The 25,291-nt window shown below is 59.2% G+C and carries 28 protein-coding genes and 1 pseudogene; 24 read left to right on the top strand and 5 right to left on the bottom strand.

Going from position 1 to position 25,291, the window contains the following annotated elements:
- Positions 1–61: 61 nt before the first annotated feature.
- On the bottom strand, positions 62–910 hold the full coding sequence (mauJ, locus tag EKA13_RS19050; protein ID WP_125862948.1) for a methylamine utilization protein MauJ: 849 nt from the start codon (positions 908–910) through the stop codon (positions 62–64).
- A gap of 601 nt (positions 911–1,511) precedes the next feature.
- On the bottom strand, positions 1,512–1,661 hold the full coding sequence (locus tag EKA13_RS19055; RefSeq protein ID WP_083199850.1) for a transporter associated domain-containing protein: 150 nt from the start codon (positions 1,659–1,661) through the stop codon (positions 1,512–1,514).
- A 265-nt stretch (positions 1,662–1,926) separates the two neighbouring features.
- Between EKA13_RS19055 and folE2 the strand changes: the two genes are divergently transcribed.
- Genes folE2 through thrS form a run of 9 tightly spaced genes read left to right on the top strand, consistent with a single transcriptional unit; the run spans position 1,927 to position 9,742 of the window.
- A complete protein-coding gene (gene folE2 / locus EKA13_RS19060) occupies positions 1,927–2,829 on the top strand; it encodes a GTP cyclohydrolase FolE2 (RefSeq protein ID WP_065760859.1) in 903 nt (300 codons plus the stop codon).
- Positions 2,826–3,497, top strand: a complete 672-nt coding sequence (locus tag EKA13_RS19065; protein WP_065760860.1) for a metal ABC transporter ATP-binding protein — start codon at positions 2,826–2,828, stop codon at positions 3,495–3,497. The genes folE2 and EKA13_RS19065 overlap by 4 nt, the downstream gene beginning before the upstream one ends.
- 41 nt (positions 3,498–3,538) lie before the next feature.
- A complete protein-coding gene (locus EKA13_RS19070; RefSeq protein WP_176717453.1) occupies positions 3,539–4,357 on the top strand; it encodes a metal ABC transporter permease in 819 nt (272 codons plus the stop codon).
- A gap of 10 nt (positions 4,358–4,367) precedes the next feature.
- Positions 4,368–5,240, top strand: a complete 873-nt coding sequence (locus EKA13_RS19075) for a metal ABC transporter substrate-binding protein (RefSeq protein WP_065760862.1) — start codon at positions 4,368–4,370, stop codon at positions 5,238–5,240.
- Positions 5,237–5,644: a phosphoribosyl-AMP cyclohydrolase gene (gene hisI / locus EKA13_RS19080; RefSeq protein WP_065760863.1), complete on the top strand. Its 408-nt coding sequence runs from the start codon at positions 5,237–5,239 to the stop codon at positions 5,642–5,644. The genes EKA13_RS19075 and hisI overlap by 4 nt, the downstream gene beginning before the upstream one ends.
- Positions 5,641–5,880: a membrane protein insertion efficiency factor YidD gene (yidD, locus tag EKA13_RS19085; protein WP_065760864.1), complete on the top strand. Its 240-nt coding sequence runs from the start codon at positions 5,641–5,643 to the stop codon at positions 5,878–5,880. Before hisI ends, yidD begins: the two co-directional genes overlap by 4 nt.
- A complete protein-coding gene (locus EKA13_RS19090) occupies positions 5,877–6,437 on the top strand; it encodes a gamma carbonic anhydrase family protein (protein ID WP_065760865.1) in 561 nt (186 codons plus the stop codon). The genes yidD and EKA13_RS19090 overlap by 4 nt, the downstream gene beginning before the upstream one ends.
- Before the next feature lie 2 nt (positions 6,438–6,439).
- Positions 6,440–7,780 (top strand): dihydroorotase, encoded by a 1,341-nt coding sequence (locus tag EKA13_RS19095; protein ID WP_065760866.1) that lies wholly within the window; start codon positions 6,440–6,442, stop codon positions 7,778–7,780.
- Between the two features lie 36 nt (positions 7,781–7,816).
- Entirely contained in the window at positions 7,817–9,742 is a 1,926-nt protein-coding gene (gene thrS, locus EKA13_RS19100; protein WP_065760867.1) for a threonine--tRNA ligase, read from the top strand.
- A 102-nt stretch (positions 9,743–9,844) separates the two neighbouring features.
- On the opposite strand, the gene EKA13_RS19105 is transcribed toward thrS, so the two are convergent.
- Positions 9,845–10,195, bottom strand: coding sequence for a hypothetical protein (locus tag EKA13_RS19105; RefSeq protein WP_083199847.1), 351 nt, complete (start codon positions 10,193–10,195; stop codon positions 9,845–9,847).
- Positions 10,196–10,395: 200 nt separating this feature from the next.
- Between EKA13_RS19105 and EKA13_RS19110 the strand changes: the two genes are divergently transcribed.
- From EKA13_RS19110 to EKA13_RS28940, 6 genes and pseudogenes are all read left to right on the top strand, one after another.
- Positions 10,396–11,367, top strand: a complete 972-nt coding sequence (locus EKA13_RS19110; protein WP_065760868.1) for a CobW family GTP-binding protein — start codon at positions 10,396–10,398, stop codon at positions 11,365–11,367.
- Complete coding sequence (locus EKA13_RS19115) at positions 11,360–12,382, top strand: WD40 repeat domain-containing protein (RefSeq protein WP_065760869.1); 1,023 nt, start codon at positions 11,360–11,362, stop codon at positions 12,380–12,382. The genes EKA13_RS19110 and EKA13_RS19115 overlap by 8 nt, the downstream gene beginning before the upstream one ends.
- 25 nt (positions 12,383–12,407) lie before the next feature.
- Positions 12,408–12,779, top strand: coding sequence for a hypothetical protein (locus tag EKA13_RS19120; RefSeq protein ID WP_065760870.1), 372 nt, complete (start codon positions 12,408–12,410; stop codon positions 12,777–12,779).
- A gap of 3 nt (positions 12,780–12,782) precedes the next feature.
- Positions 12,783–12,965 (top strand): DUF1289 domain-containing protein, encoded by a 183-nt coding sequence (locus EKA13_RS19125; protein ID WP_083199848.1) that lies wholly within the window; start codon positions 12,783–12,785, stop codon positions 12,963–12,965.
- A 729-nt stretch (positions 12,966–13,694) separates the two neighbouring features.
- Positions 13,695–13,970 (top strand): annotated as a pseudogene (locus EKA13_RS28935) (methyl-accepting chemotaxis protein); the annotation flags it as partial.
- Positions 13,971–13,994: 24 nt separating this feature from the next.
- Positions 13,995–14,363: a CZB domain-containing protein gene (locus tag EKA13_RS28940; RefSeq protein WP_371917246.1), complete on the top strand. Its 369-nt coding sequence runs from the start codon at positions 13,995–13,997 to the stop codon at positions 14,361–14,363.
- Positions 14,364–14,379: 16 nt separating this feature from the next.
- Here the strand turns inward: EKA13_RS28940 and EKA13_RS19135 are convergent, their stop codons facing one another.
- Both EKA13_RS19135 and katG read right to left on the bottom strand, forming a co-directional pair.
- Complete coding sequence (locus EKA13_RS19135) at positions 14,380–15,459, bottom strand: flavin monoamine oxidase family protein (protein ID WP_065760872.1); 1,080 nt, start codon at positions 15,457–15,459, stop codon at positions 14,380–14,382.
- Between the two features lie 191 nt (positions 15,460–15,650).
- The gene (katG, locus tag EKA13_RS19140; protein WP_065760873.1) at positions 15,651–17,825 is read right to left on the bottom strand and encodes a catalase/peroxidase HPI; all 2,175 of its coding nucleotides are present in this window, start codon (positions 17,823–17,825) and stop codon (positions 15,651–15,653) included.
- A gap of 440 nt (positions 17,826–18,265) precedes the next feature.
- Here katG and EKA13_RS19145 point away from each other — a divergent pair, with 440 nt between their 5' ends.
- From EKA13_RS19145 to EKA13_RS19185, 9 genes are all read left to right on the top strand, one after another.
- Entirely contained in the window at positions 18,266–19,129 is an 864-nt protein-coding gene (locus EKA13_RS19145) for an MBL fold metallo-hydrolase (protein ID WP_065760874.1), read from the top strand.
- A gap of 9 nt (positions 19,130–19,138) precedes the next feature.
- Positions 19,139–20,881, top strand: a complete 1,743-nt coding sequence (locus EKA13_RS19150) for a bifunctional protein tyrosine phosphatase family protein/NAD(P)/FAD-dependent oxidoreductase (RefSeq protein WP_065760875.1) — start codon at positions 19,139–19,141, stop codon at positions 20,879–20,881.
- Positions 20,878–22,647 (top strand): SulP family inorganic anion transporter, encoded by a 1,770-nt coding sequence (locus EKA13_RS19155; RefSeq protein WP_065760876.1) that lies wholly within the window; start codon positions 20,878–20,880, stop codon positions 22,645–22,647. The genes EKA13_RS19150 and EKA13_RS19155 overlap by 4 nt, the downstream gene beginning before the upstream one ends.
- Positions 22,644–23,024 (top strand): rhodanese-like domain-containing protein, encoded by a 381-nt coding sequence (locus EKA13_RS19160; protein WP_065760877.1) that lies wholly within the window; start codon positions 22,644–22,646, stop codon positions 23,022–23,024. The genes EKA13_RS19155 and EKA13_RS19160 overlap by 4 nt, the downstream gene beginning before the upstream one ends.
- 14 nt (positions 23,025–23,038) lie before the next feature.
- Entirely contained in the window at positions 23,039–23,593 is a 555-nt protein-coding gene (locus EKA13_RS19165) for a rhodanese-like domain-containing protein (RefSeq protein ID WP_065760878.1), read from the top strand.
- Positions 23,594–23,605: 12 nt separating this feature from the next.
- On the top strand, positions 23,606–23,791 hold the full coding sequence (locus EKA13_RS19170; protein WP_065760879.1) for a YgaP family membrane protein: 186 nt from the start codon (positions 23,606–23,608) through the stop codon (positions 23,789–23,791).
- 166 nt (positions 23,792–23,957) lie between these two features.
- Entirely contained in the window at positions 23,958–24,446 is a 489-nt protein-coding gene (locus EKA13_RS19175; protein ID WP_100250148.1) for a Dps family protein, read from the top strand.
- 229 nt (positions 24,447–24,675) lie between these two features.
- Entirely contained in the window at positions 24,676–24,891 is a 216-nt protein-coding gene (gene cydP / locus EKA13_RS19180) for a cytochrome oxidase putative small subunit CydP (RefSeq protein WP_065760880.1), read from the top strand.
- On the top strand, positions 24,888–25,291 hold a 404-nt coding region (locus EKA13_RS19185), incomplete at its 3' end, for a cytochrome ubiquinol oxidase subunit I (RefSeq protein ID WP_176717452.1). The genes cydP and EKA13_RS19185, both read left to right, overlap by 4 nt.

The raw sequence follows: 25,291 nt of genomic DNA on the forward strand, positions 1-25,291 counted from the left end.
GAGCTTACATTTTCTAAGATCCTCGACTCCTTTTCCAGCCGGTCAGATTTTTTCTACACCCTTAAATGCGAAGAGCCCGTAATGGATCGAACAGTAAGCGCTCGTTAACGAAATCGAGCGTTATTCGAACGAGGACGTTCTGGCTCTCACTTTCGAGATCAATAACCAGCTTCCCTTCGAGTAGCCCGCCCCCTGACATTTTCATTTTCCCCAACGGAAAGAATTTGCCTTGCTTACGGGCTAGGACGAAGTAGTGCTCCGGACCTTCGTACTTCTCGCCTGGCGCCAACGCTCCACGTCGAAGTGCTTCCAGCTCGACATCGTTGAAGAGCTCCCTGAAGCCTGCAAGCTCATAGAGGTGGTCTCTCTCGTAAGCGCCAGGTCGGGTAATTTCAAGACGTTCCTCCATGGCAATCTCAGCCAAATGGCGCATGAGAGGAAGGTCCTGGATGATGCGCTGATGGTCGGAGGGATCGTCAGGATCAACAATGTCATCCCGCTCAGCATGAGCGATCGCGTGACGACCTTGGTTGGCTACATAGGTCGAAATGTCCTCGCCTGCTCGAATCAATTCACTTCTTCGTTCGATGGCCTTCCTGTCGGTTAGCCGCGGTAGCGTTGCGGCGATCCAGGGCCCGCGTTCCCTCCCATTGGGCAATGACCGACTGAAGGCCTTGTAGAACCCCAGAAACGAGTAGAAGGGGTTATCTATGGACAGGCCTTCCCGATAATAAGCCAACGCTTTGCGTGCCTCGTCACTAACAGGTGCGCAAAGGTTGTCAGCTGGAAGGTAGTCCGTAATCGCATTGTTTCGTGACATACCTAATCGGAAAGGAGAACTCCCACCGCCCCACATGACCAGCTCTACTTTTTGATCTTCACGCCAAGCTATGGCGGTTGCGAGCCGCATGATTACTGCCCTGCACTGGTGGTCAGTCAGGCCTAGACCATCGGTACGAAGCGCGATAGCGGGTAGAGTGTCCCCGCGTTCACCGCGCTCTGCGGGCTGGAGCAAGAACCGTATACCCTCGAAGGAGAGAACTTGTGCCCGCTTGGGCCAAAAAGCTCTGGTTTCCACACCTGCCGTTATCCAGTGTCCGCGCTGCTGCTGAAGTTGTTCAGCTTCTTCGAAAGGGTCTTGTGTCGCCAGCATGGGCCTAGCCTCATAATGAGTTTTTGCTGTACAGAGTAAATCTACGCCCAGCCCGAGAGGCGGCTTCCGAGCGGCGTGAGGCATGGACTATAGATGGTCGAACTCAGTGCTTCCGAATATGCCCTGATTTCGTAGATGCTCGATAACCGCCTCTGGCCGACTCCTGCCTGATGCGACTGGCTCAGGACGGCCAAAAGCAGCCATTAAGCAACGTCAAGTTTAAGTATGCGTCCTGACATAAAAAGCCCCGGACATGCCGGGGCGCAAACGAAGCACGGGATTGTGGCCGACACAAACTGAGTGAGGACTTCGAAACTTTTTATCAGGCTCGGTGCATCAACACACGGGGAACTCTGCGTTACTGAATGTCGGCAACCTTAAGCTGCCAGTCCTCGAATACGATCTGATCGCCCTTGACCGGCAGTCGGTATAGCAGGCTGATAACGAAACCAGCCAGGGTCTGATAGTCGCCCGTGGCGTTGGCATGAAAGCCTATACGTTCATACAGGCAGACTCAGGTTCAAACCAGATATGCGGCGCTGTCCGTGTCTATCAAGGCGCGGTCGGCCACTATGGTTGCCTGCCCTTGGCTGATCACCCTCTTTATCGATACAGAGCCGGTGTTTCTCTCTTTTCCATAGCGGCGATGCTCTACGCCTATGTAAGAAGAAGGCCCTGCCAGGTTCAGTATCGTCTATTCATGCTGTTGCGGTTGCCAAAGGTAAGGTAAGATTCCTAAATGTTACATTATAACATTTAGGATGCTGTGGCTTATGAACGCCCTCGTACTACCTGATGTCGCAAGCCAGACCCGCTCCGAGCAAGGCATCCCCCTGAAATGGGTTGGCATGCAGGGGATAGCCTTGCCCGTGCGACTCGCCGAACAGCGCGTAACCGCATACATAGATGCTGGCGTCAGCCTGGACAGCCCGGATGTTCGTGGTATCCATATGTCGCGCCTGTACTTGGCGCTGGAAAGGCTTGAGCAGCAGGAGCTGACTGCACCTCTGCTTGATGAGGTGCTAGGCCATTTTCTCGATAGCCATTGCGATCTGTCCAAGACCGCCTCCTTACGGCTAAAGGCTGATGCGCTTTTCAAACGCCCGGCCCTACTGAGCCAGCTGGGCGGATGGAAAGCCTACCCTTTCGAAGTGAATGCGAGTCGTGATGCGCAAGACTCCCGCGTGACGCTGAAGCTGGAGATCGGCTATTCCTCAACGTGTCCTTGCTCAGCGGCGCTTGCGCGGCAATTGATACAAAATCAGTTCATCGAGGACTTTGCCGGTAAGGAACTGCAGCATGCGCAAGTGCACGATTGGCTGGGAGGCTCGCACGGCATCGTGGCGACTCCGCACAGCCAACGCAGCGTAGCCACGCTGCAGGTAAGTCTCGCCCCTAGACATATCGAGCTGCCCTTGCTGGCACTGTTGGAGCGCGCTGAAGCCGCTCTGGGGACTGCATTGCAGACGGCGGTGAAGCGCATTGATGAGCAGGCATTTGCCCTGGCCAACGGACAAAACACAATGTTCTGTGAGGATGCCGCCAGGCGCATTCATCTGGCGCTGCTTGAGGAAGTGGATCTGCTGGGTTTCCACGTGCGCGTGGTGCACATGGAAAGCCTGCATGCCCATGATGCGGTTGCCGAAAGCGAGTGGAATTGGGGGTGGCAGGGATGATCCAGTGCCACGGACTACAGTGGGGCAGTAGCGGCCAACCGCTTACCCCGCCTCTTGATCTGCACCTGACTACGGGCAGCCTAACCGCAGTGATCGGCAGCAACGGCTCTGGCAAGAGCAGCCTGCTCAAGGTTTTTGCGGGGCTGAATCAACCCCTGCGTGGGCGAGTCGATGTGAGCGTGCCACGGCTGGGCGGCATCACCTACCTGCCACAGCAGCAGGCCCTGGATCGGCAGTTCCCGATACGCCTGGCGGAACTGGTCAGTGCGGGGTTTTGGCGCAGCCGCATGAGCCGTAACGAGCGCCAGTCACGCCTGCAGCAGGCGTTACTCGACTGGGGTCTGCTTGAGTTAGAAAAGCAGAACCTGCAAGCGTTATCCGGCGGCGAGTTGCAAAGAGCGTTGTTGGCACGACTGAGCCTGACAGACGCGCAAGTGCTGCTGCTCGACGAACCCGAAGCGGCGCTGGATGAGCAGGGCCAACAGCTGCTCTGGCAGCACATCGAGCGCTGGCAGCAGCAAGGTAAAACCTTGGTCCTGGTCAGCCATAACCTTGCCAGCTTGAGCCAGAAACTCGACAACGCCCTGCTGGTTTCGCGCAGTGGTTGTATTGCCGCACCGATCCGCCAATTCATCGGCACTCGTCATGCGCTGGAGCTGGTTGCTTGAGCCTGGACGTACTCTGGACGCCCTTCGTCGAGTTCGCTTTTATGCGCCGAGCCCTGTTCGGCGGCATGGCCCTGGCCTGCAGTGCTGGACCGCTGGGCGTGTTCCTAATTCTGCGGCGCATGAGTCTGATCGGTGACGCCATCGCCCACGGCATCCTGCCCGGTACAGCCCTGGCATTCTGGTTGTTTGGCTTGAGCCTACCGGCGCTGACCCTTGGCGGGCTGGCCGCAGGCTTGAGTATGGCCGGGCTGGCAGCATGGGTCAGCCGCCGTACCGGTTTACGTGAAGACGCCAGCCTAGCGGCGCTCTATCCGATATCCCTGGCCAGCGGCGTGCTTTTGCTCGGCCTGGCCGGGCGCAAACTGGACCTGATGCACCTGCTATTCGGCTCAGCGTTGGCCGTAGACGCCACCACCTTGACCGGCATGCTCGGCACGTCGTTGCTCAGCCTGTTGCTGCTCGCCTTGATCTATCGCGCCCTGGCCCTGGACAGCCTGGACCCCCTGTTTATGCGCAGCATCAGCCGCTTTGGCCCGCTGGCTCACGGGCTGTTCCTGACCTTGGTGGTACTCAACCTGGTCATTGGCTTTCAGGCCATCGGTGCACTGATGGTCGTCGGCCTGATGATGCTACCCGCCGCCGCAGCACGTTTTTGGAGCCGCCAATTACCGATTCTGTTGCTGCTTGCCGCGCTATTCGGTGCGACTTGCGTGTGGTTGGGGCTGCTCCTGTCCTACTACGCCAGCTTGCCCAGCGGGCCGTGCATCGTGCTGCTGGCCGGTGCGTTCTATGTGTTTTCGGTCGTGACGGGGCCTGTTCACGGCCTGTTGCGTACATCCCCCTTACCCACAACTGTTTGAGGTATTCCCAATGCGTAACCTGCTTGTTGCTTTGGCCCTGTTGCTGCCCTTGTCGTTACAGGCGGCAGAGAAAATTCAGGTGGTCACCAGTTTCAGCATCCTCGCCGACCTGACCCAAGAGATTGGCGGTGAGCGGATCGAACTTACCAATTTTGTAGGCGCTGACGCCGATGCCCATGTCTACGAACCCAGCCCCGACAATGCCAAGGCACTGCTCAAGGCGGACCTGATTATCGCCAACGGCCTGGGCTTCGAACCCTGGCTGGAGCGTCTGTTGGAGAGCACTGAACCAAGCGCTAAACGCATTAACGCCAGCGCTGGGGTGCTGCCATTGATGCTGGACGACGAAGGCGAGCAAGTACCTGATCCGCATGCCTGGCAGAGCCTGAGCAACGCTGAAGTCTATGTGCGTAACATCGCCAAGGCGTTGGGTGAAGTTGATCCGGCCCATGCCCAAGAATATGCAGCCCGTCGCGATGCTTACCTGACGCGCATGCACGCACTGCTCCAAGAGGCCAATGCCCGCTTCGCCAGCTTGCCCGCCAGCCAACGCAAAGTGGTGACCAGTCACGATGCGTTTGGTTACCTGGGCCAAGCCTGGCAGCTGAAGTTTATCGCGCCGCAAGGCCTCACCACCCATGACGAACCTTCGGCCGCCGAAGTGGCTGCGTTGATCCGCCAACTGCGCGATGAAGGGGTGCGTGCGGTGTTCGTGGAAAATATCCGCGACCCCCGACTGATCCAGCAAATTGCCGAAGAAGCCGGCGCTACGGTGGGTGGCACCCTCTACTCCGATGCATTGGCCAGCCATGCCCCAGCCAACACCTACCTCGGCATGTTCAAGCACAACCTCGACACCCTGATGGTCGCCCTGAAGCCATGAGCCTGTGGCTTGAACTGGAGCAGTCAGGGATCGGCGACAGCCGCCCGCTGGCCGAGGTGCTAGACGCCATGCCCTGGAATGCCGACGGCCTGATCGCCGCCATCGCCCAGCAGCACGACAGCGGCGAGGTGCTGATGCTGGCCTGGATAAACCGCACCGCCCTGGAAGAAACCCTGAGCACAGGCCAGGTCTGCTACTGGTCACGCTCGCGCCACCAGCTGTGGCGCAAGGGCGAAACAAGCGGCCACCGCCAGCGGCTGATCGAAGCGCGCCTGGACTGTGATGGCGATGCCATGCTGCTCAGGGTCGATCAGCAAGGGCCGGCCTGCCACACCGGCCGGCCCAGCTGCTTCTACAACGCCATTCGCGATCAACGGTTGTGCGTGATCAGCGTGCCGCAATGAAGCACCTACTGATTGGCCTGGTGCGCTTTTATCAGTACCTGATCAGCCCGCTGTTGGGGCCGCGTTGCCGTTTTCATCCGAGTTGTTCGCACTACGCCATCGAGGCGGTTGAACGCCATGGCGCCCTGCGCGGCAGCTGGCTGGCAGCGCGTCGCCTGCTGCGCTGTCACCCCTGGCATCCCGGCGGTTACGACCCGGTGCCAGCGCCCAACCCACCTACAGAGCAAACGCCATGATCCGCAAAAACCCTTCCGGTCACCTGCCGGTCATTGCCGATTCCGCCTACGTGGATAAAACCGCGATCATCTGCGGCAAGGTGATCATTCATGACAACGTCTTCGTCGGCCCCTATGCGGTGATTCGCGCCGACGAGGTGGACGAAACCGGTGATATGCAACCGATCGTCATCTGCGCTAACTCCAATATCCAGGACGGCGTGGTCATCCACTCCAAGTCCGGCGCGGCAGTGACCATCGGCGAGCACACCTCCATTGCACACCGCTCAATCATCCACGGCCCCTGCCAGGTCGGTAATCGGGTGTTTATCGGCTTCAACAGCGTGCTGTTCAACTGCACCGTCGGCGACGGCTGCGTGGTGCGGCATAACGCGGTGGTCGACGGTTGCGACCTGCCGGCCGGCTTTCATGTCACCTCCACCCAGCGCATCGGGCCGAAAACCGACCTGGCCAGCCTGCCGCGCGTCAGCGTCTCGGCCAGCGAATTCTCGGAAGACGTGGCGCGTACCAATATCGATTTAGTGCGCGGCTACAAAGCTTTGCAGAACGAGTTCTGAGCATGAGCAGCTTAGTTATCCGCAACGCCCGCCTGGTTAATGAAGGCCGCGAAATCGACGCCGATGTCTGGGTGCGTAATGGCCGTATCGAGCAGATCGCCAGCAGCATTGGTGGGCGCAATACCGACCTCGAAATCGACGCCGCTGGCCAGTACCTGCTGCCGGGGATGATCGACGACCAGGTGCATTTCCGTGACCCCGGTGCGCCGCACAAGGGCAGCTTCGCCACGGAATCGCGGGCGGCCGTGGCCGGCGGCATCACCAGCGTGATGGACATGCCCAACACCAACCCGGCGACCCTTAACCTGGAGGCGTTGAAAGCCAAAGAGCGGCGCGCCGCCAACTGCTCGAAAACCAACTTCGGATTCCACTTTGGCGTCAGCCACGAGAACCTCGACATCGTCGCCGCGCTCGACCCCAACCGCGTGGCAGCGGTGAAAGTGTTTATGGGGGCCAGCACCGGCAACATGCTGGTCGATGACCTGCCCTCGCTGGAACGGCTGTTCCGCGATTGCCCGACCATCCTCCTCACCCACTGCGAACACACGCCGCGCATCCGCGAACGCGAACTGCAGTGGCTTAATCGCTATGCCGAGGCGATTCCGGCCGACCAGCATCCGCTGATCCGCGATGCCGAAGCCTGCTACCAGTCCTCCAGCCTCGCCGTCAGCCTGGCCCGGCGCTACGGCACTCAGTTGCACGTGCTGCACATCACCACGGCCCGCGAACTGAGCCTGTTCCAGCCAGGCCCGCTGGCCGGCAAGCAGATCACCGCCGAAGTCTGCGCGCACCACCTGTACTTCGATGACCGCGACTACGCGGCGCTCGGCCACCTGATCAAGTGCAACCCGGCGATCAAGACCCAGGCCGACCGCGATGCCCTGCGCCAGGCCCTGCTGTGTGGGCGGTTGGACATCATCGGCACCGACCACGCCCCGCACACCCTGGAAGAAAAACAGCGCCCCTACCTGCAAGCCCCGTCCGGCCTGCCGCTGGTGCAACACGCCCTGCCCGCCCGACTGGAACTGGTGGCCGACGGCCTGCTGCCCCTGACCACCTTGGTCGAGAAAACCAGCCATGTCGTAGCGCAGCGCTTTGCCATCGAGCAACGCGGCTACCTGCGCGAAGGCTACTGGGCCGACCTGACACTGATCGAACGCCTGCGCGAACCGCGCCCAGTGGAAGCCGACCCAACGCTCGCCCACTGCGGCTGGACACCCTTCAAGGGCCGCGCCTTCCGCCATGCAGTGCGCACCACCATCGTTTCCGGCCAACTGGCCTGGCACAACGGGCAGGTGCATGACGAGTGCGAGGGCTTGCCGCTGCGCTATAGACGCGGCTGACCTCGCCTATCCTTTACCCGTGATTAGAGAACCGATATGCCCAGCATCACACTGCCCGACGGCAGCCAACGTCATTATTCCCAACCGCTAAGCGTGGCAGAGGTGGCAGCCGATATCGGCGCCGGCCTGGCCAAGGCCGCATTGGCTGGCCGCCTCGATGGCCAACTGGTCGACACCAGCGCACTGATCGACCACGACGCCCAACTCAGCCTGATCACCGCCCGCGACAGCGAAGGTCTGGCGTTGCTGCGCCACTCCTGCGCGCACCTGCTGGCCATGGCCGTGAAGCAGCTCTACCCGAGCGCTCAGGTGACCATCGGCCCGGTGATCGAAGATGGCTTTTTCTACGACTTTGCCTTCGAGCGGCCCTTTACCCCGGACGATCTCGAGCGCATCGAAACGCGCATGACCGAGCTGGCCGCCGCCGATCTGCCGGTCAGCCGCCGCGAGCTGCCACGTGACGAAGCCATCGCCCACTTCGAGGCGCAGGGCGAGCACTACAAGGCCGAGCTGATCCGCGACATTCCTGCCGACGAGGTGCTGTCACTGTACCGCCAGGGCGATTTCGAAGACCTTTGCCGTGGCCCGCACATCCCGCGCACCGGCCTGCTGCAAGCCTTCAAACTGACCAAAGTGGCCGGTGCCTACTGGCGCGGCGACGCGAAAAACGCCGCGCTGCAACGCATCTACGGCACCTGCTGGGGGACGCCGAAAGAACTCAAGGCCTACCTCACCCGCCTGGAAGAAGCCGGCAAGCGCGACCACCGCAAGCTCGGCGCCCAGCTCGACCTGTTCCACTTCGACGACTGCGCCCCCGGCTCGGTGTTCTGGCACCCCAAGGGCTGGACGCTGTTCCAGCAGCTGATCAACTACATGCGCCAGCAGCAGGACGCCGCCGGTTATGTCGAGGTCAACACCCCGGACGTGATGGGCCGCAGCCTGTGGGAAACCTCCGGACACTGGTTCAACTACCGCGAGGCCATGTTCACCACCACCACCGAGGACGAGCGCGTGTTCGCCCTCAAACCGATGAACTGCCCCGGCGCGGTGGCGCTCTACGCCCGTGGCCTAAAGAGCTACCGCGACCTGCCGCTGCGCATGGCCGAGTTCGGCAAGGTGCACCGCTACGAACCCTCCGGCGCGCTGCACGGCCTGCTCCGCGTGCGCCACTTCACCCAGGACGACGCGCATATCTTCTGCACCGCCGCGCAAATGGAACAGGAATGCGCCGACACCATCGCCCTGGTGTTCGCCATCTACCGTGACTTCGGTTTCAACGAAGTGGCGGTGAAGCTGTCCACCCGCCCGGCCAACCGCATCGGCAGCGACGAAACCTGGGATCAGCTGGAAGGCGCACTGTCCGGCGCGTTGCAACGGATTAATATCGACTACCAGCTCAACCCTGGCGAAGGCGCGTTCTACGGACCAAAGCTGGAGTTTGTACTGCGCGATGCCATCGGCCGCGACTGGCAGTGCGGCACCTTGCAGGTGGACCTCAACCTGCCGGAACGTTTCGATATCAGCTACATCAACGAGCAGGGCGAACGCGAACGCCCGGTGATGCTGCACCGCGCGCTGTTCGGCTCGCTGGAGCGCTTTACCGGCATTCTGATTGAGCAGTACAGCGGCCTGTTCCCGCTGTGGCTGGCGCCGCAGCAGGCCGCCGTACTGACCATATCCGAAGGGCAGAACGACTACGCCCGCCGAGTACTCGCCAGCCTCAAGCGCGCCGGACTGCGCGCCGCCGCCGATCTGCGCAACGAGAAGATCGGCTACAAGATCCGCGAAGCGACCCTGCAGAAAGTGCCTTATCTGCTGGTGATCGGCGAGCAGGAAAAGGCCGAAGGCCGCGTCACCCTACGCAGCCGCGCTGGCGATAACCTCGGCAGCCTGGCGCTGGCTGAGTTGGTCGAGCGGCTTAGCAGCGAGGCACGTATGACCGGCCAGGAGCCGCCATGCTGATTCGCAAGCTGTTCAAGTTCGAGAGTGCACCGTCCGCAGCTATACGAGCCGGCGCTGGCTGCTGGCCGGCGAGGCCTTTATCAATCGCCGGCCAGCCTGATATCAGCTTCTAACGGTCACCGGGCCATGGTCATCGCAGTGGTCACCGTGCGGGTGGTGCAGATGGCCATCGACCAGATAATCGACATGGTCACCATGCGGCACCGGCTCATGGCCGCAGCCTGGGCCGTGCACATGATCGGCGGCGTGGCCGGCGCACTTATGGTTTGACGTGCAGCGCTCGGGGTTGTGGGGGTTCACCGCCAGGCTGTGCTCGTCGACATGATCGCCATGCATATGGTGCAGGTGGCCGTCGTGCAGGTAATCAACGTGACCATCGTGCTCAATCGCCGTATGGCCGCATCCATCCTTGTGCTGATGACTATGGTCGGGGTGTTGCGTGCAAGTACCCATGTTCAGCGCCTCTTTCGATTGTTACCCAGCCTGCAAGGTTAGGTCGTGCGAGGGTTCGGCGCGATCAATTGCCCTGCCATTCATCGATTCAAGCGGCTAGATCAAGACGCTACGTAACAGCTCGTAACACAGAGACACATGGGACTAAATTGGGAATAGAAAAGGTATAACATAACAACAAATACTTAGGAGACACCTTCATGCGCAAAGTCCCAGTGACAGTTCTGACCGGCTATTTGGGCGCGGGTAAGACCACGCTGCTGAATCGCATCCTTTCCGAGCAACACGGCAAACGCTATGCCGTGATCGTAAATGAGTTCGGCGAACTGGGCATCGACAACGACCTGGTGGTGGGTGCCGATGAAGAAGTGTTCGAGATGAACAATGGCTGCATATGTTGCACCGTACGCGGCGATTTGATTCGCATCATCTCGGGCCTGATGAAGCGTCTTAACCGTTTTGACGCGATCATTTTGGAAACCACCGGCCTGGCCGACCCTGCTCCCGTGGCACAGACCTTCTTTGTCGATGACGAAGTGCGCGAGAAAACCGCGCTGGATGCCGTGGTGACCGTCGTCGATGCCCTACACCTTCCCAGCCAGCTGGCCAATAGCCCGGAAGCCGCCGAGCAGATCGCCTTCGCCGATGTCGTGCTGCTGAATAAGGTCGATCTGGTAAGTGCAGAGCAGCTTGCCGAGCTGAAACAGCGCATCGCCGGCATCAATTCGTTTGCCAAGATCCTGCACAGCAATCATTGCGATGTTCCGCTGGATCAGCTGCTCGACCTCGGCTCCTTCGATCTGGAACGGATCATGTCCATCGAGCCCGGCTTTCTCACGGAAGACCATGCCCACGAGCATGACGACGCGGTGAAAAGCGTTTCGCTGACCACCGACACGCCCCTCAATGGCGACAAATTCGATGACTGGATCGGCACGCTGCTGAGCACCCAAGGCACCGACATTCTGCGCTGCAAGGGCATCCTCGACCTGTACGGCAGTGATCAGCGCTATGTGTTCCAGGGCGTGCATATGCTGGCCGACGGAGCCCTGACGCAACCCTGGGGCAGCGACGAGCAACGCCAGAGCCGCCTGGTATTTATCGGCCGCAATCTCGATGAAGCGGCCCTGCGCGAAGGCTTTGCCAGCTGCCAGGTGTTGAACCATGGCTAAAACCCAGTCGTTTATCGAAGAGCTGGGCAGAGTCTGGCAACTGCCAGACTACGTGGTGGTCTGCTGCTTCGATGACGCCGCTAATCTTGCCTTTGCCTTGGGTGACGGCAGCCTGTATATCGTCCCCGGCGACGGCCAGCCGCCAGTGACCATTGCCGCCCATACCGGCGCCTGTCTGAGTCTCTGCGCGGCACCTGGCCAAGGGTTTCTCAGCGGAGGTGATGACGGGCGTTTTCTGGCCATATCGGTGGACGGCAGCATCGAGCAGCTCGGCCATTACCCGGGTCGCTGGATCGAGCATGTACACAGCCATAGCAATGGCTTGGTGGCCTGCTCGGCGGGCAAACAGCTGCACCTGATCAAACCCGACCGCAGCAGCCTGACCCTTGAGCATCCCAGCAGCATTGGCGGCTTAAGCTTTTCCCCCGATGGGCGTCAACTCGCCGTCGCGCATTACGGCGGGGTCAGTGTGCATTGGACGCTGGTCAGCGATGCCAAAGCGAAAATCCTCAAGTGGGCCGGCTCACACCTGGCGGTGACCTGGAGCCCAGATGCTCGTTTCGTGCTAACCAGCATGCAGGAGAACTGCCTACGGGGTTGGCGTCTGAAAGAGCCGCAAGACCTGCACATGAGCGGCTACAGCACCCGGGTAAAATCCTGGTCCTGGCTCCACGGCGGACGCTGGCTCGCCACCAATGCCGGGGATTGCGTGGCCTGCTGGCCATTCAAGAAACGCAGCGGGCCGATGGGCGAAGCGCCGATTACTTTGGCCTTTCGTGAGAATGGTTTGGTAAGCGCAGTGGCCGGTGACCCGAAGCTGCCACTGGTCGGCGTCGGCTATGAGGACGGCCTGGTGCTGATTGCCGAACTCGATGAAAGCGCCACCACAGAACGCGCCGTGATGATCAAACCGCCGGGCAATGGCGCAGTAACGAGCATGGCATTTGCGCCGGACGGCTCGCGCCTGGTGATCGGTACAGCAGAAGGCTTTGTCGGCATTATGCCAATGGCCTGAAACGCTACATATCAAGGATCAACACATGCTTTTGAGTAAACGCGAGCAAGCCGCCAGAGAGCGTCTGCTGATTGCTTGCCTGACGCAGGCCTGCGAGGCAGGCCAAGCGGAAATAGTGGGTTTTGCCTGGCTGACCCACCGGGTGGACTACCAGAACTTTCCCGCCAGCCTGATGGTGACTTGGGTTTTCGACACCCAGGCCAATAGAGATCGGGCTCTCGCCAATGGCCAAGGCGAACGCATGGCTGAACTCACCGCCGAGGCGTTTAGCAACGCAGACATTAGCGTCAGCGCGGTGTCTGCTCATCTGGCTTTCGACAGTGAAGAGCAGTGCCAGCGCGTTGAAGCAGGTAACTGGCAGCAACGGCTGGCGCACAACCACCTGGCCAGGAATTAAAGCGTGGCTAAAGACATCGATAATCCATGTATTTCCGTCTGCCAGCTAAGTGGCGAGCTGTGCCTGAGTTGTGGGCGCACCAAAGAAGACATTAGAAAATGGAAACGCATGAAACGCCCAGAGAAGATGGCCGCAGTACAACGCGCAACTCTGCGCCTGAAAAGTCTGCAAAAGAAGAATGCATGACTCTGGCTATTAACGTCCTTCGAGATATCTAAAACGCGGCGAGAACAGAACGAAATAACCGGATGGCTCCTTCATCTGGTTAGCCAAGCTCGCTGCGTCAGTATGGATATTGCGCTAATTGCGCGTCGTTGAACGTCCGCAATTGGCCGCATTGAGTCTGTCGTAACAGGCAGGAGTCGGCCAGAAGCAGCCATTCGAATGAGTCTAGAAAGTCAGAGGCGACTCACAGGCACGTTTGGCAGGCTAAGCCTTAAGTTCTACAGGTCACAGGCGATAAGTAGAAACGGCCTATCGAATTCTCGGAGTCAAACCATGTTCGACCGCAAGTGGCGCATGCGCAGTGAAGCACTGCAACAACAAGTCAGTCAGCTTGAGCGGGAAAAGCGCACAATGCAGCAAGAGCTTGAGGCCTTGCGTAGCCTGCAGCAGTCGAATCAACAAGAATTGACAGACCTGAATGTACAGAATCGATACCAAAGCCAGCTGCACAGTAGACTGGATCAGTTCGAGGACTCGCTGTCACAAACCCGTGATGGTGTTGTGACTCAAGCCAACCGACTGCATGGTGAAGTTGACAAGCTGCGCCAGCACAGTGGTGTCTTCGAGCAAACCTCGGCGCTGCTCGGCGGCTTCTCCAGCTCTCTCGGCATCATGGCCGAGCAGGGCATCAGCAGCGTGCAGAGCGTCGAACTTCTGCGTCAGCGGGTCAGCGAGATCAGCCGCATCGTCGAGCTAATCAAAGCAATTTCCGACCAGACCAACCTGCTGGCTCTTAACGCTGCCATTGAAGCTGCCCGGGCCGGTGAACAAGGTCGCGGTTTCGCCGTGGTTGCCGACGAGGTACGCGCCCTGGCCCAGCGCACTTCCCAGGCCACCCAGGAAATCAGCCAGCTTGTCGGCTCGATCAATCAGGAAACCGAAACCGCCAGCCGTTCCATCGGTACCCTCTCAGAGGAAGCCTCGCGCCTGGCTGGCGATGTCTCCAGCTCAGCTCAGACTCTTGATGAAATGGTGGTGCTCGGCGAGCACATGAACCAACTGATCGAGGGTATTGCCCTCGGCTCTTTCTGCGAATCCGTCAAACTCGACCACCTGCTATTCAAGCTGTCCGTCTATCAGCGCCTGTTCAAGCACGACAGCAACACTCAACTTAGTGACCACCACACTTGCCGACTCGGGCAGTGGTGCGAAAACAGCGATACCCAGGCTCTCTATGGCCGTCTACGCAGCTACCAACAGTTGGAACAACCGCACCGACTGATACACGATGCCGCCCATGAGGCTCTGCATGCCGCCCAAAGCCAGGACTGGAACAAGGTCCTGCGCGCAGTAAACGACATGGAGCAGAGCAGTATGCAGGTCAACCAGTTGCTCAGTGAGCTCGGCAACCATTCATAGAGTCGGCCAGAAGCGGTCACTCAGTATCGTCTCCTAGGAGGGCCTCTAGTACCCGGCTCAAGGCTGCATTTACTGCCAGCAATGCCCCTTCCATATAACCTCCATGCTCGCCGCCAGCTTCGCTCCCGATCAGAGCTAGTCGGCCACCCCAAGGGTGACCAACCGCATTTGTTAAGTCATGGAGGCTATGCCAGCGGGGAGGCGTTTGGTCTTCTGCTGTAGCAGTGAACGGTTCTGCGGCCCAGTCCTGAATCCAATCCTCCAAAGGTGTGTCTGCCTCGTCGCCGAATAGGCGGATCAACTGCGCCCGGCATAGATTGAGGAGTTCCGCTTCACCGATCCGCCCACGCTGTGCAGCGCCGATGGCGAAGAAACCAAACAGCGCCGATGTTTCACCATTGCTTGCATCGTGGATTTCCCCGAGCGGGCCAACGGAGCTGAAAGCATCACCCGATAGCCCTTGTTCGCGCCAGAACGGATGTGAGTAGCGCGCGACATATTTGGCATGCGCCGCCATCCAGGTTGGAACCGAGCACAGGCGCCTGAGGCTGTGATCTGACAGCGCCGGAGTTAAGGCAATGCGGCGCGTGAGGCGAGGAGGTATAGCCAGCCAAATGTGGCTGTACGAATGCAACTCGGGATGATCGGCGCCTAGACGCAATGCTGCTCCGTTCTCATCAAGGTAGGCTGCGACCACCTCGGTGCTGAGACGGATTCGACTGGCGGGCAAGCTGGCAGTCAGTGTCGTGATCAGACGAGTCGTACCGCCTTCGATTCGCATTGCAGTATTACCCGAACGATAACCCTGGCGGCGCGATACCTGACCAAGCCCTTGCTCTAGCAACGCATCACCGTGTTCGTGCTGAGCGAATGTGTCTAAACCCAGTTCAGCCACTAGTTCGTGCATACGGGGTTGGAAGTCAGGCCAAAACCAGGTTGGCCCCAGATCCAAACCAGTCTTAGTCGAGTGGATACGCCCTCCCAGACGACTGCGAGCCTCAAATAGATCAAAGTCGATCCCAGCGTGGTCTAGGCGGTAGGCAGCATAAACACCGGCTAAGCCGCCACCGACGATGGCAACCTTCTGCTTGCGCATGTGTGGGCTCCAGCAATCACAGCGGACATCCTAAGACGTACGCAGATCATCACGGCTTCCAACCAAAAAGAAGTCTTGGGAACCATCCAAGAGAATCTTCACCGAATAACTGTCCTGCTAAGGGCTGAGCCCCACCTCGGAAATAAATAAAGCCCAGCCGTCATCGGCTGGGCTTTTCTCAGCTCACGAGATTAAGCGATGTCAAAGCGATCAGCATTCATCACCTTGGCCCAGGCGGCAACAAAGTCCTGCACGAACTTTTGACGGTTATCGTCTTGGGCATAAACCTCGGCGTACGAACGCAGTATCGAGTTGGATCCGAAGACCAAATCCACTCGGCTGGCAGTCCACTTGAGCGCGCCACTCTTGCGATCACGAACCTCATAGAGATTCCGGCCTGCAGGCGCCCATGTGTTGGCCATATCAGTCAAATTGACGAAGAAGTCATTGGTCAACTGCCCGACACGACTGGTAAATACGCCATGCTGACTACCTCCATGGTTGGTACCAAGGACTCGCATACCACCGATCAATGCCGTCATTTCCGGAGCTGTCAGCCCCATCAACTGGGCTCGATCCAGCAGCATCTCTTCGGCACTGACCACATAGTCCTTCTTCAGCCAGTTGCGGAAGCCGTCATGCAAGGGCTCAAGCACTTCAAAAGACTCGACATCCGTCATGTCTTGCGTGGCGTCACCACGCCCAGGTGTGAACGGGACAGTAATGGCAAAACCGGCAGCCTTGGCGGCCTGCTCAACCCCCAGATTGCCCGCGAGAACAATCACATCAGCGACACTGACCCCATTCTCGTCGGCAATTCCTTGGAGAACCCCTAGCACTCGGGCAAGGCGTGCCGGCTCATTACCCTCCCAGTCTTTCTGCGGCGCCAGACGGATACGAGCACCGTTCGCGCCACCCCGCATATCCGACCCACGGAAGGTTCGAGCGCTGTCCCAGGCCGTACAGACCATGTCGCCGATCGAAAGGCCAGACGCCGCGATCTTGGCCTTGACGGCAGCCACATCATAGTCAGTGCGACCAGCAGGTACTGGGTCTTGCCAGATCAGGTCCTCTTGCGGAATTTCCGGGCCGATGTAGCGGCTTTTCGGCCCCATATCGCGATGAGTCAGCTTGAACCAAGCTCGTGCAAACACGTCGCTGAAGTAGGCGGGATTCTTGTAGAAGCGCTCGGAAATCTTGCGATACTCCGGATCCATCTTCATGGCCATATCTGCATCGGTCATGATCGGGTTGTAGCGGATACTCGGATCTTCTACATCCACCGGCTTGTCTTCTTCCTTGATGTTGATCGGCTCCCACTGCCACGCGCCAGCAGGGCTCTTCTTCAGCTCCCAGTCATAGTTGAGCAACAGGTAGAAATAGCCGTTATCCCAAGTGGTCGGATGAGTGGTCCAGGCGCCCTCGATGCCGCTGGTCACGGTGTCACGCCCAATTCCACGGGTTTTGTGGTTGTTCCAGCCAAGCCCTTGCTCTTCCAGGTCTGCACCCTCCGGTGCCGGCCCGAGATTCGCAGCGTTGCCATTACCGTGGCATTTGCCCACGGTATGACCCCCAGCGGTGAGTGCGACGGTTTCTTCGTCATTCATCGCCATGCGGGCGAAGGTGATTCGCACGTCATGCGCGGTCTTTAGAGGGTCGGGTTTGCCGTCAACCCCCTCTGGGTTCACATAGATCAACCCCATCATCACTGCTGCCAACGGGTTTTCCAGATCCCGCTCCCCAGAGTAACGACTACCCTCGCTGCCGCTCGGGGCCAGCCACTCCTTCTCCGAACCCCAATAGATATCCTGCTCGGGATGCCAGATATCCTCACGGCCGAATGCGAAGCCGAACGTCTTCAACCCCATACTCTCGTAGGCCACATTGCCGGCCAACACGATCAGATCAGCCCAGCTGATCTTGTTGCCATACTTCTTCTTAATCGGCCACAACAGACGACGAGCTTTGTCCAGGTTGGCGTTGTCTGGCCAAGAGTTGATCGGCGCGAAACGCTGATTACCGGATCCCGCACCACCGCGGCCATCAGCCACGCGATAGGTACCCGCCGCATGCCAAGCCATGCGGATCATCAGGCCACCATAGTGCCCCCAGTCCGCCGGCCACCAGTCCTGGCTATCAGTCATCAGTGCTACGAGGTCACGCTTGAGGGCGGCAACATCGAGCTTCTTGACCTCTTCTCGGTAGTCAAAGCTTGGCGCGAAAGGATTCGTCTTGCGGTCGTGCTGATGCAGGATGTCGAGATTGAGAGCGTTGGGCCACCACTCCATGTTCGACTTACCAGAAGAGGTATTGGCGCCGTGCATCACGGGACATTGACCCGCAGCACTCGGACGATTTGTATCCATTTCATTCTCCCAGATTCCAAGGTAAGACCAGCTCGCGACACATGAGCACGAACCAGCTTGATTCACTGCGACTCGTCGAAGAGCTGCAAGCGAGTTAAGACAACCTAGCAGAAGCTGGCCATCCCTATACTGCCTGGGGTATTGATTTTGACTATGGTCCTAAAAGCCTAGGTCATACCTACGCAAGGTGATCACATGCTCATTGCAGCCACCAGCAGGCATAGGAACGTAAAGTCTAGAGACTCATCAGGGTTGATGACGAGCAGTACAATCGTCATCCAATAAACGATATAAATCCTTATATATCAATCACATAATCTCAAAATTATTGCACAGGAAAGGCTTCGCCTAATCTCATATTCGATAATGTTCTAAGCATAGAACCAGAAAACAGATAGGCTTACTCACATACCCCAGGGGTATCTGAAAGGAGCGCTATCATGCAACCCAAAGTTGAAGCATTCTTTGACCCTGCTACCTACACCTACAGCTATGTGGTCAGTGATCCCAGCACCCACGAGTGCGCCATCATTGACTCCGTCCTGGACTATGATCCCGCAGCTGGTCGCACATCCTTCGCCAGTGCAAATCGCCTGATCGCCCATGTCCGGAGCCAAGAGCTTAAGGTTCAATGGCTGCTGGAAACCCATGTGCATGCAGATCACCTGTCTGCAGCCCCTTATCTGAAGCGTGAGCTAGGCGGCAAGCTAGGCATAGGCGCCAACATCACCACGGTGCAGAACACCTTCGGCAAGCTGTTCAATGCGGGCACCGAATTCGCAACCGACGGCAGCCAATTTGATCACTTATTCCAGGATGGTGAGACTTTCCGACTGGGGAGTATCGAGGCGCGTGCGCTGCATACTCCAGGACATACTCCCGCCTGCATGACCTATGTGATTGGGGATGCCGGTTTTGTCGGCGATACCCTGTTCATGCCCGATTACGGAACTGCTCGCTGCGACTTCCCTGGCGGCAGCGCACATACCCTGTACCGGTCGATCCGCAAACTGTTCAGTCTGCCAGGGGAAACCCGCCTGTTCATGTGTCACGACTACAAAGCGCCTGGACGGGATGACTATCGCTACGAGACCACGGTCGCCGAGGAGCGCACGCACAACGTGCATGTTCACCAAGGTGTCAGCGAGGAGGAGTTCGTCGCCATGCGCAGCAAGCGTGACGCCACGCTGGGCATGCCGACCCTGATCCTGCCCTCGGTTCAGGTCAACATGCGTGCCGGCCAGCTCCCTCCTGCCGAAGACAATGGCACGCGCTACCTGAAGATCCCGCTCGACGTGCTCTGAGGTGACACCATGGACTCGCTCAAACGTCTGACGCCCTTCATCGCCGTGGCGGTCCAGCTGCAGCCGGCCGACATGGGTACCTTAGCTGCCGCTGGATTCCGCAGCGTGATCAACAACCGGCCGGATGGTGAAGGCGAAGGCCAGCCCTCATCCGCCGAGATGCAAGCCGCAGCCGAGGCCAGCGGCCTGGAATATCACTACCTGCCAGTTCGCTCCGGTCAGATCAGCGATGATAATGTCAGTGCCTTTGGCGAGCTGCTCGACAGGGTGCGCGGCCCAGTGCTGGCCTTCTGCCGCACTGGCACCCGTTCAACCAGCCTGTGGGCCCTGAGCGAAGCTCATCACCTCGACCCACTGACGTTACTCGCCACAACCCGCGATGCTGGCTATGACCTTACAGGACTCGCCCCCCGACTGGAGGAACGCTGGCAGAAAGCGCCCCTCAGCGTGCCAAAGACCGACCTGACACCCACCCAGCGCTATGACGTGCTGGTAGTAGGTGGCGGCGCTGCTGGTTGCGCAGTCAGTGCCAGTTTGCTGAGACGAGAGCCCGGCCTGCGCATAGCAATTGTCGAGCCGCGTGAACAGCACTATTACCAGCCTGGCTTGACCCTGGTAGGCGGTGGCATATTCGACCGCGCTCGCACGGAGCGCCCCATGGCCCGCTGCATTCCTCGCGGCGCCCAATGGATTAAAGCCGCCGTTTCCGGCTTTGAGCCGGACCAGCAGCGTGTTGTTCTGGAAGACGGCAACCGCGTTGGCTACCGCACGCTAATCGTCTGCCCCGGGCTATCACTGCACTGGGAGGGCATCGAGGGACTCAAGGCAACCCTAGGCAAGCATGGCGTCACCTCGAACTACCAATTCGAGCTGGCCCCCTACACCTGGCAACTGGTACAGAATCTGCGCCAGGGAAGAGCTCTGTTCACCCAGCCACCCATGCCGATCAAATGCGCGGGCGCGCCCCAGAAGGCGATGTATCTCTCCTGCGACTGGTGGCTGAAGCAAGGTGTGCTGTCGAACATTGAGGTCGACTTCTGCTCCGCCGGTGCCGTGCTGTTCGGCGTACCCACCTTCGTGCCGCCGCTGATGCAGTATGTCGAGCGCTACGGCACCCACCTCAACTTCAATACAAACCTTCTGGCCGTCGACGGGCCGGGGCGCAAAGCCTGGTTCAGGCAGGTGGACGCCCAAGGCAACAGCCGGGAAATCGAGAAATCTTTCGACCTGCTGCATGTTGTACCCCCTCAGCGTGCCCCCGAATTCATCAGTCAGAGCCCACTGGCGAATGCTGACGGCTGGATCGAGGCTGATCATGAGACCCTGCGCCATCCACGCTTCGGCAATATCTTCAGTCTCGGCGATGTGTGCGCCGCACCCAACGCCAAGACCGCCGCCGCCGTGCGCAAACAGGCACCGGTAGTAGCCGAGAACGTGCTCTCCATACTGACAGGCAAAGGGCCCCGCGCTCTTTACGACGGCTATGGCTCATGCCCGCTGACGGTCGAGCGCGGCAAGGTCGTATTGGCCGAGTTTGGCTATGGCGGCAAGCTGCTACCGACCTTTCCGCTCGACCCAGCGGTACCCCGCCGCTTGGCCTGGGACCTGAAAGTGAAAATGATGCCCAGCATCTACTTCGACATGATGCTGCGCGGGCGCGAATGGCTGGCCGAGCCCAAGCGCCTGCCCCATGAGCCTCTGCCGGTGGAAGCATCTGCGGCCTGCGACTTTGGGCAGGAACCACGAAAATGAGCATCAGCCAATGGCTGCCCTGCCTGGAGTGGGGGCGGCATTATGATCGATCCCATGCGGCCCAGGATGGGCTGGCTGCACTCATAGTCACACTGATGCTGATCCCGCAGAGCCTGGCCTACGCCATGCTCGCGGGGCTTCCACCAGTCAGCGGCCTATACGCCAGCCTGCTGCCCCTGCTTCTCTACGCAGTGTTTGGTTCAAGCCGCACTCTGGCGGTCGGCCCAGTGGCCGTAGTTTCGCTGATGACCGCAGCCGCGCTGCAGCCACTGTTCCCTGAGGGAGGCCCTGCCTATGCAGGGGCCGCTCTCCTGCTGGCCCTGATGTCCGGCCTGATCCTGACCCTGATGGCATTTTTGCGTCTGGGCTTCATCGCCAACTTCCTCAGCCACCCCGTAATCTCGGGTTTCATCAGCGCTTCCGGCCTGCTGATTGCTATTGGCCAGGTCAAGCATCTGCTGGGCATCTCAGTATCCGGAGAAAACCTTCTGCAACTGGTTCCGGCTCTATTCAAGGCATTACCAACCACGCACTGGCCTACCCTGCTGATCGGCATCCTGAGCCTGGCCTGGCTGTGGTGGGCTCGGGCCCGCTTAAGGCCGCTCCTGCAAAGAATGGGTCTTTCTGCCCAAGCGGCCGGCAACCTGGCCAAGGCTGGACCTGTGCTGGCGATCATCCTCGCTATCCTGGCCGTCAAAGGGCTGCAGCTCGATCAGACTGGCGTCAAGGTGGTGGGTGCAATCCCGCAGGGGCTGCCAGGCTTGACGTTACCCTCGTTAGATCTGCACTTGGCGCTACAGCTGTTGCCGGCTGCATTGCTGATCAGCCTGGTTGGCTTCGTCGAGTCCGTTTCGGTTGGCCAGACGCTGGCTGCCAAGCAGCGCCAACGCATCGAGCCGGACAGCGAGCTATTGGGACTGGGTGCCGCCAATCTGGGCGCCGCACTGAGCGGTGGATTTCCAGTCACCGGAGGCTTTGCGCGCTCGGTAGTCAACCATGACGCCGGTGCACAGACGCCTATGGCTGGGGTATTCACCGCAGCAGGAATTGCTTTCAGCGCACTGTTACTAACACCGTTACTGCATGACCTTCCCCAAGCCGTGCTGGCTGCCACCATCATCGTCGCGGTGCTCAGCCTGGTCGACTTGGGCTCGCTCAAGCGTACCTGGCAGTACTCTCGGCAGGACGGCACGGCCCAGCTGGCCACACTCCTCGGCGTCCTGCTAATCGGCGTGGAGGCTGGCATCCTCATAGGTGTGGGCCTCTCGCTACTGCTGTTCTTGTATCGCACCAGCCGTCCTCATGTGGCGGTGGTTGGCCTGGTACCGGGCAGTGAGCACTTTCGCAATGTGCAACGCTTTGACGTGATCGAGGCCCCCAGTGTGCTGTCACTGCGAGTCGATGAAAGCCTCTACTTCCCCAACGCACGCTTTCTGGAGGAGCGCATCAGCGAGCTGATCGCTTCCCGCCCGCAGGTACGACATTTGGTGCTGATGTGCCCTGGGGTCAACTTGATCGATGCCAGTGCCCTGGACTCTCTAGAGACTATCGCCGAGCGCCTGCACACCGCCGGGGTACAACTGCACCTGTCAGAAGTCAAAGGGCCGGTCATGGATCAACTGCGCCGCTCGGACTTTCTAGATCGCTTCGGGGGGCAGGTTTTCATCAGCCAGTTCCAGGCTCTGAAAACCTTGGCGCCAGAACTGATCCACGGCTCCCTTGAGCACAGTCACTCACTCACAGCATCCGACAGGAGAACCCCATGAAGACCGCACACGACCTGGTGGAGGAAGCCCGCCAACACATCGACGAAGTCAGCCTGGATGCTGCCGAAATGCTGATGCGCGAAGCTGACGCTGTGATTGATGTACGCGAACCCGATGAGTACCAGGCAGGACATATTCCAGGTGCCATCAACATTCCACGTGGCCTGCTGGAGTTCAGGCTCAGCAATAGCCCTGAGCTGGCGGCCCGCGATCTGAATTTGATGCTGTACTGCAAGACCAGCGGCCGTGCTGCGCTGGCTGCTCGCAGCCTGGCAGATATGGGTTATCTGCAGGTCAGATCGATTCAGGGTGGCTACGACGCTTGGCAAGAAGCAGGTAAGCCCATCGCCCGCCCCACGCTCCCGCCTTTCGAATGACAAGGAGAACACGCATGAAAGCTCTAATCATTGCCACGCTGCTGGCTCTTGTAAGCCTGCCGGCCCTGGCTGATACAGACATCGGTGTCAGTGCTCAGGAGACCTACGCCAAACTGGGCCAAGGAGAGGCCAAGCTCCTGTTCATCGATGTCAGGGATCCGGTGGAAATCATGTTCGTGGGCTTCACCGATGCAGTAGACATCAATATTCCTTACCTGCTGGTGGACCGCACCACTTGGGATGATGAGCGGGGCTCCTACAAGGTGACGCAAAATCCTCGCTTCATCGAAGAAGTCCGCGCAGCACTCAAAGAGCGCGGCCTGAGTGCTGACGCCGAAATCATCACCATGTGCCGCTCCGGCAGCGAGCGCGGCAAGCCAAGTGCGGACTTCTTACGAGCCAATGGATTTCCCAATGCGCGTTATGTAATCGACGGCTTCCAGGGGCCTGCACTCAAGGAAGGACCGCAAGCTGGTTTCCGCCTGCAAGGCGGCTGGCAGAACAGCGGCCTGCCATGGAGCGCCAAGATGAACCCTCTCAAGATGTACCGTGCCAATAACAGTCTTTAATGGAGTTCGATCATGAAGAAAAACGTAGGTGGTATCGACAGGCTCATTCGCATTCTGGCTGGGGTGGCGCTCATCCTCTGGGCAGTACTGGGTGGCCCCATTTGGGCATGGATTGGCGTGCTGCCACTGGCCACTGGCGCCTTGAGCTGGTGCCCGGCGTATAGCCTTGTAGGTATCAAAACCTGCCCAAGGCAATAACTGAGGTTGAAACAGGATGCCTTGTGCTGAATAGCGAGTGCAGTAGAGGTGCTAGCGTCTCGGTTTCCACTGAGCAGAAACCAAGGGTCAATTTTTCACTCGTGCTAACACCCCTGCTGCAAATTTTTCCAGACAGATCACCACTCAGCCAAAAAAGGAAATGAAGATGGCAAGTAAGAAGATCAAGCCCATCGATATAGGCATCAGCAGCGCTGATCGCACAAAAATCGTCAAAGGCCTATCTGCCCTGTTGGCAGACAGTTACACGCTGTATCTGATGACTCACAATTTCCACTGGAACGTAACGGGCCCGCAGTTCAACGGCCTCCATCAGATGTTCATGCTGCAATACACCGAGCAGTGGAATGCACTGGACATGATCGCCGAGCGTATTCGCGCTCTGGGGCACCCCGCTCCGGGCACGTACAAGGAGTTCGTCAAGCTGGCATCCATCAAGGAAGTCGAAGGCGTGCCCAAAGCGGATGACATGGTTCGCCACCTCGTGGAGGCTCAGGAAGCGACGGCGCGCACTGCACGCAAGCTTTTCCCCACGGTGACAGCGGCCGATGATCAGCCCACTGCCGACCTGCTCACGCAGCGCTTGGAAGTCCACGAGAAGACTGCCTGGATGCTGCGCAGCCTGCTTGAGGAATAGCTCCCGGCGGATGCTTGGCTTTCCTGCAAGCGACTGATGCGCTTGTAGGAGAGCCTTGATACCAATTCCCGATACAGCCGTAGATGCTCGCCTTAAACAGCAAAGGGCTTTGACTCGAATCAAAACCCTAAAATACCCCCACGAGTATTCTTATCAGCAGGTAAATGATGGGGGCGTGAGGTTGAACTGAAGCACTTTTTTGCCGCCCAGATTCCTCCGGTGAACCAAAATGAGTAAAGCCGCCCCCCGATCACCCTGGCGCCTCCCGCTGGTACGGGAAATCACCGCGATCCTGCTGATCAAACTGGCCCTGCTGCTCGGCATCAAGGCCATCTGGTTCGACCAACCGACCCTGCCTGAAAACGGCACCGAACGCCTGGACAGCCATCTGTTCACCCGTCCTGCCACACCGTCTTCCCCCCTTGCCGAGGAGACCCCGAGATGATCTCGGAAACCGTCGTCGACCTGTCGCGTCTGCAATTCGCCATGACCGCGATGTACCACTTCCTGTTCGTGCCCCTGACGCTGGGCCTGGCCTTCCTGCTTGCCATCATGGAGTCGGTCTACGTCATGACCGGCAAGCAGGTCTACAAGGACATGGTCAAGTTCTGGGGCAAGCTGTTCGGCATCAACTTCGCCCTCGGCGTCACCACCGGGCTGACCATGGAGTTCCAGTTCGGCACCAACTGGGCCTACTACAGCCACTACGTCGGCGACATCTTCGGCGCGCCGCTGGCCATCGAGGGGCTGATGGCGTTCTTCCTCGAATCGACCTTCATCGGCCTGTTCTTCTTCGGCTGGGATCGCCTGTCCAAGGTCCAGCACCTGGCGGTGACCTGGCTGGT

This window comes from Pseudomonas defluvii (assembly GCF_001695625.1).
Taxonomy (GTDB): domain Bacteria; phylum Pseudomonadota; class Gammaproteobacteria; order Pseudomonadales; family Pseudomonadaceae; genus Aquipseudomonas; species Aquipseudomonas defluvii.